The sequence below is a fragment of the Arthrobacter sp. 2YAF22_2 genome (assembly GCF_052114645.1).
GTDB lineage: Bacteria > Actinomycetota > Actinomycetes > Actinomycetales > Micrococcaceae > Arthrobacter.
Map to the genome: position 1 here is coordinate 1 of NZ_JBFRFD010000175.1, position 6,566 is coordinate 6,566.

The following is a 6,566-nucleotide window of genomic DNA, read 5'->3' on the forward strand; positions in this document are numbered from 1 at the left end:
GTGACGGGGGGCACGGCGGGTGGGTCACGGGCCCGGGCGCGTCCGGGAGCTGGGTGTGAGAAAGGGGTGAAGGCTGGACCGGGTGCGGCGGTCCGCCGTGACGCAAAAGGAGCCGCGGCCGACGCGGAAACGTCGACTGCGGCTCCGGTGGGACGCGGATCGTCCAGGAACTTCCGCCATTTCGTAGGGCTACTCGGACTTGAACCGAGGACCTTAGGATTATGAGTCCCGCGCTCTAACCAGCTGAGCTATAGCCCCGTGCGCCGGGAACGGCCTGGCCCGGGCGGGCCGGACCGTTCCGGGCAAAAACACTCTAGCAATACTAGTCGCCCGCGCCGTACCGACCGCCGGGCAACCCCGTCCTGCAAACGGGGTCGTACACGGCGCCGGGACTAGACGACGAGATCGTCGTAGCTGGCGCCGCGGTAGATGTCCTCGAACGTCTGGAGGGTGCGTTCGATGCTGTGGTTCTCCACGATGCCCCGGCTTGCCTTGCCCATGGCCGCGAGTTCGCCGGCGGGAAGCGTCAGGACGCGGACCATCTTGGCGGCCAGGTCGTCGCTGTCATTTGGCGTGAACAGGTAACCGTTCTCGCCGTCGCGCACCAGGTGCGGCAGGGCCATGGCGTCCGCCAGCAGCACCGGCGTCGACGCGGACATTGCCTCGAGGGTAACGAGGGACTGGAGCTCGGCCGTGCCCGGCATGCAGAACAGGTCTGCGGCAAGGTAGGCCTTGCGGAGCTCGGCATCGCTGGTGAGTCCCAGGAATTTCACCCGGTCGCGCAGTCCGAGCCGGGCGACTTGTGCCTCGAGGGCGGCGCGGACCTCCCCGCCACCGACAATCTCGAGGTGGATGTCCAGCTCCTTGGGGGTCTTGGACACGGCGTCGATCAGCACGTCGATGTGCTTCTCCTCCGCCAGTCGGCCAACGAACAGGACCGTGGGGCTGGCGTGCCGGACCTCTTCCTCGCCGGGCTTCAACTCGTACGCTGCCGCGTCGATGCCGTTGGAGAGCGGAAGGACCTTGCGCAGGAAGGCGTGCTCGTRCATGGCCTTGGCGGCCAGCGGCGTGGGGGTGGTCACGACGTCGGCCTGGCCCATCACCTTGCCCATGTCCTTCCAGGAAATGCGGCCCACGACGTCCTTGAACCACTGCGGGAAGGGCAGGAAGGGGTTCAGGTTCTCGGGCATGAAGTGGTTGGTGGCGACGACCCTGACGCCGCGCTTCACCGCCTCGTACAGGACGTGCTCGCCGATCATGTAGTGGCTCTGGATGTGCACTACGTCGGGCTGGACCTTGTCGAAGAGAAGGCTGATTTCCTTCTTGATCTCCCAGGGGAAGGTGATCCGGAAGTATTCGTGGGTGGGAACTGAGTGCGACCGGATCCGGTGGACCGTGCCCTCGTCGCAGGCTTCGCTGTAGCTTTTGCCCTTGCTGGGCCGGCAGGCCAGGACGTGCACGTTGTGTCCGCGGGCCGTCATGCCCTTGGCGAGGCGGTAACCGAACATGGCCGCACCGTTGATGTTGGGCGGGTACGTCTCCGCGGCAATCAGGATGGTCAGCGGTTTCTGGTTGTCGGGCTGGTCATTCTCGGGCCTGGTCACGGGGATAGCTCCTGGTCGTCACGGTGCGGTCAGCTGGGCTGTGGCGGCCGGCTGGCCGTCGGCGGCAGGCGGCGGGCCTGCGCCTGAAGTCTCGGGCGCCGCCCTAGGACACCCGACCCGCGGCCTTCCGCGCGTCCTTCTTGCGCTTCGTGACCTCGGGGTGGTGCCGGGAAAGGGCGATCACTCCCACGATAGCAAGGGAAGCGGCGACCCCCATGGCAATCGCCGTCACAGCGTGCACGTCGGGGCGCAGTTCCCCCAAGATCACGATGCCGATAGCGATGCCGACGATCGGGTCGATCACGGTCAGCCCGGCGATCACGAGGTCCGGCGGCCCACCGGAGTAGGCGCTCTGCACGAACCACGATCCCAGCCCGCCGGCCGCCGCCATGGCGACCAGCGTGTACCACTGGACGTTGAGCAGGAACAGTCCGTTCGGATCGAGCAGGTGTTTGCCGATGATCCGGGTCAGGACCGCCACGAAACCGAAGAGTACGCCGGCGCCGATGATGTACACGAAAGCGCTCATCCGGTGTCTGAAAAGGACYGCCAGCGTTCCGAAGAGGCCCACGGCCAAGGCAAGCAGCAGCACAATGGTCAGTTCGTCCGAGCCGCTGACGTGGTGGTTTTCCTGCGTGACGTTCACGGCGAGCACCACGAACAGGGCCGAGCCGGTGACGCAGGTACTGATGGCCACCACGGTGGCCCGGTTCATGCTGAGGCCCTGGTCTTTGGCATTGATGATGGTGGTGATCACGAGCGCGATCGCGCCGATTGGCTGCACCACGGTGAGGGGCGCCGAGACGAGGGCGACGGCGTTCATTGCCGTGCCGACGCCGAGCAGCAGCAGTCCGAGGACCCAGCGCGGGTTGCGGATCAGGCGAAGCATGCCGTGCGAGCTGAGTGCCAGGCCTCCGGTGTCCGCTTTGACCGCGCTCCCCTGCCGTTGGGCACCGAAGGCAAGAAAGAAGGCGCCAAGCACCGCCAGCAGTACTGCGAACCAGACCATCAGCGTCGTCCGCCATCGCCGGTGTTCTGCCCCAGGTCCACGGCCGCTCCGGCACCGGCTTTGAGCCCCCGGCCCTTGCGGATGATGGCCCAGAAGTAGTTGTAGGCCGCGATCCAGTGCCCCACCAGGCCCAGCCCAAGGCAGATCCAGGCAGCCACGAAGTAGGCGCCGGTTCCCGGGATGGGCAGCTTGGACAGCACCAGCAACGGCGTGCCGACCAGCAGCAGGGCGGTCCGGATCTTCCCGATCCGGCTGCCGGGCAGGTCGGGGTGGCTGTGGAAGTAGAACAGCGAGAGGGACAGCAGTACCAGGTCGGGGACCAGGAGCGCGGCCAAATACCACCACTCAATGACGCCGGCGATCACGAGCGTGACGACGACGGCGATCAACGCCAACCGGTCCGCGATGGGGTCCATGATGCGGCCCAGTTCTGACATCTGGTTGAAGCGGCGGGCGATGTAGCCGTCCACCCAGTCGGTACTGCCCATGACCGCCAGCACTAGCGCGGCCGAGCCGTATTCCTGCTTAGCCAGGACGAGCCAGATGAAGAGCGGGACCCCCAGGAAGCGGACCACGGTCAGCAGGTTGGGGACGGTGAAGACCAGGTCGTGATGGATCTGCGGCTGCCCGGGCCGCGTGCCAGCGCCGATGAACTTCATCCGGTCCCCCTTTCCACGGCCGGCAACGAGTCAGTGTCGGAGTTCAGGGTGGCGCCTAACCCTTGAGCAGTCTGCGCAACAGGAAGATGAGGGTGGCCGTCGAGGCGGCCAGGGCGGCCAGCGGCTTCCAGCGCTTGCCGAGCTCGGCTGCGGCGCCGGACTCGCCCTTGACCCCCGTCGCGCCGGTCGCGGCGAAGGCTTTGGGTGCGCCGGGTGTTTTTGCCTGGCTGCGGAACGCGGCGACCCTGTCGTCAACGAGCTCCTTGCCTTCAGCCAGCCGGTGCTGGCCGGCGGCGAGGAGGCCCTGCGCCTGCGTCTTGACGTCGAGTTCCTCGCCGAGTTCGTCACGGACCCCGGTGAGGTGCCGGCGTCGCTGGTCGAGGCGGCTGCGCAGCTGGGATTCGGTCGGGGCCGGGCCGAGGTCGGGCTGCTCGGCTGCCTTCTTGGCTTCCTTCGCGGCCTTCGCTTTCGCGGCGGCCTCTTCCTTGGCGGCCTTGGCGGCCTGGGCCTGCGGGGACTTCGGATCCAGGACGGCGGCGTCGAAGGACGAGCCTTCCTTCGCGATGCCGAGGTCGTGTTTGAGGCCGCGGATCGTCTCCTCCGGCAGCAGCGGCATCGCCTTCTTGAACCGGCTGTAGCCGATCAAGCCCACAATCAGCGCGACGATCAGGAAGGCGGCGCAGACCAGGAGGGCCGCGAGCCAGGCGGGCATCACCGTGGCCAGGCCCATGATGGCGGCAACGATGAGCCCGATCACCAGGAAAGCGACAAAGATCAGCGCGACAGCGAGGAAGGCCGCCGCGACGCCAAGCTGGATGCCCTTGCGTTTGAGCTCGGCCTTGGCGAACGCAATCTCGTCGTTGAGCTGCCGGGGTGCGAGCTTGAAGATCAGTTTCAGGGTCTTGGGCAGCGCGGAAAGGCGCAGCCCTCCGCTTGTCCTGCCGGTGTGACGTCCGCTCATCGGTTCCGCCTAACTGGTTCCATCTGTGATCCGCCTACGCTGAATTGCCGGGTGCACGTGCTTAAACGCACGCCCAGGTCTCAAAACTATCATTCAGGGTCCGGACAGCGTCCCGCCGACTGGCAGGATTGAGCGTGGCGTGAGGGCCGGCCCGGTCCGGGCCACACCCTCCGGGGAGGACATGCCCGTACCCCGCGGCCACGAATGGACATAACGGGCACATGCCCACCCGCCGGCACGCACGTGGCGCATGTCCCCCGGGACGGGGGCGGTACAGGGGCGGCGCAGGCCGGCGGGTGGGCGGACTCCGGCGACGCGGAGCAGGCTAAACCTGGCGGTGGATGGACTTGTAGCTCAGGTACGCGTTCAGGCCTTCGATTCCGTATTCCGTGCCAAGTCCTGAATCGTGCCGGCCGCCGAAGGGTGCTGCGTGGTTGGACGCGAAGAAGTTGATGCCCACGGACCCGGTGTCCATCCGGTCCGCGACAGCCAGCGCCGCCTGCCGGTCCTGCCCGAACACCAGGCCGCCGAGGCCAAACTCGGTGTTGTTCGCCAGCTCAACCGCCTCATCAACGGCGCCCCCGGCGTCGTCGTACTTCAGGATGCAGATCACCGGGCCGAAGATCTCCTCCCGGGAAATCCGCATCTCCGGGGTGACATCGGCGAACACGGTGGGTTCCACGAAGTAGCCGCCTTCGAGCCCGCCGCCCAGGCTAGCCGCCCGGCCGCCGGTGGTGGCGCGGGCCCCTTCAGCCAGTCCTGACTCAACGTATTCCAGCACCGTCCGGTATTGGGATTCGGTGGCGCAAGGCCCGAAGACCGTGTCCGGGTCCAGCGGGTCGCCCTGCTTACCGGCCGCGATGGTTGCGGTGACCATGTCCACCACTTCCTCGTACCGGCTGGCGGGGGCCAGGATCCGGGTGGAGATGTAGCAGGTCTGGCCGGTGTTGCGCATGGAGGAGCGGATCAGCACCCGCGACATCGCGTCCAAGTCAGCATCCGGCAGCACAATCGCACTGGATTTTCCGCCAAGCTCCAAGGTGACGGGACGCAGCAGCTCGCCGCAGGCCGCGGCTATTTTCCGGCCCACCGGGGTAGAACCGGTGAACGCCACCTTGTCCACGCCCGGGTGCTTCACCAGCGCGTCCCCGAGCCGGCCGGACCCGGTGACCAGGTTGACGACGCCGGCCGGGACCCCGGCCGCGGCCACGGCGTCGATAATCACCCGGAGCGACAGCGGCGTGGGCGACGCCGGCTTGATTACCACAGTGCAGCCGGCCAGCAGCGCCGGGGCAAGTTTGATGACCACGAGGTTGATCGGAAAATTCCACGGCGCGATCAGCGCACACACGCCGATCGGTTCGCGCCGGACCACGGATTCGCCGCCGCCCTTGGGGAACGCGCGCACATCCGCGCGCTCAAGGTAGCCAGCCAACGTGGCGAAGTAGCGGAAGATGCCCGCGGCGTTCGCCGCGGCTCCGGCGGATTCGGACACCGGCGAGCCGTTCTCCCGGGTGTTGGTCAGCGACAGCTCCCCCGCCCGTTTCTCCACTTCCTCGGCGATGCGCAGCAGATAGGCTGCCCGCTCGGACGGCGCCAACCGCGGCCACTCGCCCGCGTCGAAAGCCCTGCGGGCGGAGGCGACGGCGGCGTCGACGTCGTCGGGCGTTCCGTCCGGCACCGAGCCCCACACTTCGCCGGTGGCGGGGTCCGTGACCGGGTTGCGGCCGGTGCCGCGCGCGGGGATCCAGGCGCCGTCGATGAAGATGTCCTCGACGTGGGTGTACGGCAGTTCGAGCGCGGCCCGCGCTGCGAGGGCCGGCGCGTCGTGCGTCGCGGCGGTCACCGGATCACCGCCGTCTTGAGTAGAGCGTTGGAACGGTCCAGGTCCGCGACGGCCATGTCGTGGGCGGCCTGGGTGATGAGTTCGGGCACGATTTCCGTGGCCAGCCGGTCGGTGTAAGTGGCAGGATCCATCCCGAACCAGGAGGAGGCGAGCGCAATCCCCGCCTGGTCGAACCGCCACAGCCGGTCCGCGTCGCGCATCAGCGCGTCTTCCAGGGAGTGCGCCTCCGGGCGGGTGTCGTGGCCGTCGATGATGTCGCAGACCCGCTCGATGAACTCCGAGGAGTAGCCCAGCGGCGGGAGCACCCGGCGGGCAACGTCGCAGCCCTGCTTTTCGTGTTCGTACCTGATGGCTGCCTTGCGCCAGTCGCCGGCGAAGCCCTCGGAGATGATGCGCGATTCGTCCACGTGGGCCCACCCGGTGTCATGCAGCAAGGTCGCCACGCGCACCAGTTCGGCGTCGGCGTCGGGGTGCGCACGGCACAGCC

Annotated in this window: 6 protein-coding genes and 1 tRNA gene; all 7 read right to left on the bottom strand. The window is 67.7% G+C overall.

Annotated elements, in window-relative coordinates; all coding sequences use genetic code 11:
* Positions 1-184: 184 nt before the first annotated feature.
* Positions 185-258 (bottom strand) — tRNA-Ile (locus tag AB4Y86_RS09090).
* A 134-nt stretch (positions 259-392) separates the two neighbouring features.
* Complete coding sequence (locus AB4Y86_RS09095; RefSeq protein WP_441401921.1) at positions 393-1,604, bottom strand: glycosyltransferase; 1,212 nt, start codon at positions 1,602-1,604, stop codon at positions 393-395.
* 103 nt (positions 1,605-1,707) lie between these two features.
* Entirely contained in the window at positions 1,708-2,613 is a 906-nt protein-coding gene (locus AB4Y86_RS09100) for a DMT family transporter (protein WP_441401922.1), read from the bottom strand.
* Complete coding sequence (locus tag AB4Y86_RS09105; protein ID WP_441401923.1) at positions 2,613-3,272, bottom strand: CDP-alcohol phosphatidyltransferase family protein; 660 nt, start codon at positions 3,270-3,272, stop codon at positions 2,613-2,615. The genes AB4Y86_RS09100 and AB4Y86_RS09105 overlap by 1 nt, the downstream gene beginning before the upstream one ends.
* 55 nt (positions 3,273-3,327) lie before the next feature.
* The gene (locus tag AB4Y86_RS09110; protein WP_441401924.1) at positions 3,328-4,233 is read right to left on the bottom strand and encodes a phage holin family protein; all 906 of its coding nucleotides are present in this window, start codon (positions 4,231-4,233) and stop codon (positions 3,328-3,330) included.
* A gap of 325 nt (positions 4,234-4,558) precedes the next feature.
* Entirely contained in the window at positions 4,559-6,079 is a 1,521-nt protein-coding gene (locus tag AB4Y86_RS09115) for an aldehyde dehydrogenase family protein (protein ID WP_441401925.1), read from the bottom strand.
* A partial coding sequence (locus AB4Y86_RS09120; protein WP_441401926.1) for an HD domain-containing protein occupies positions 6,076-6,566 on the bottom strand: 491 nt, incomplete at its 5' end. The genes AB4Y86_RS09120 and AB4Y86_RS09115, both read right to left, overlap by 4 nt.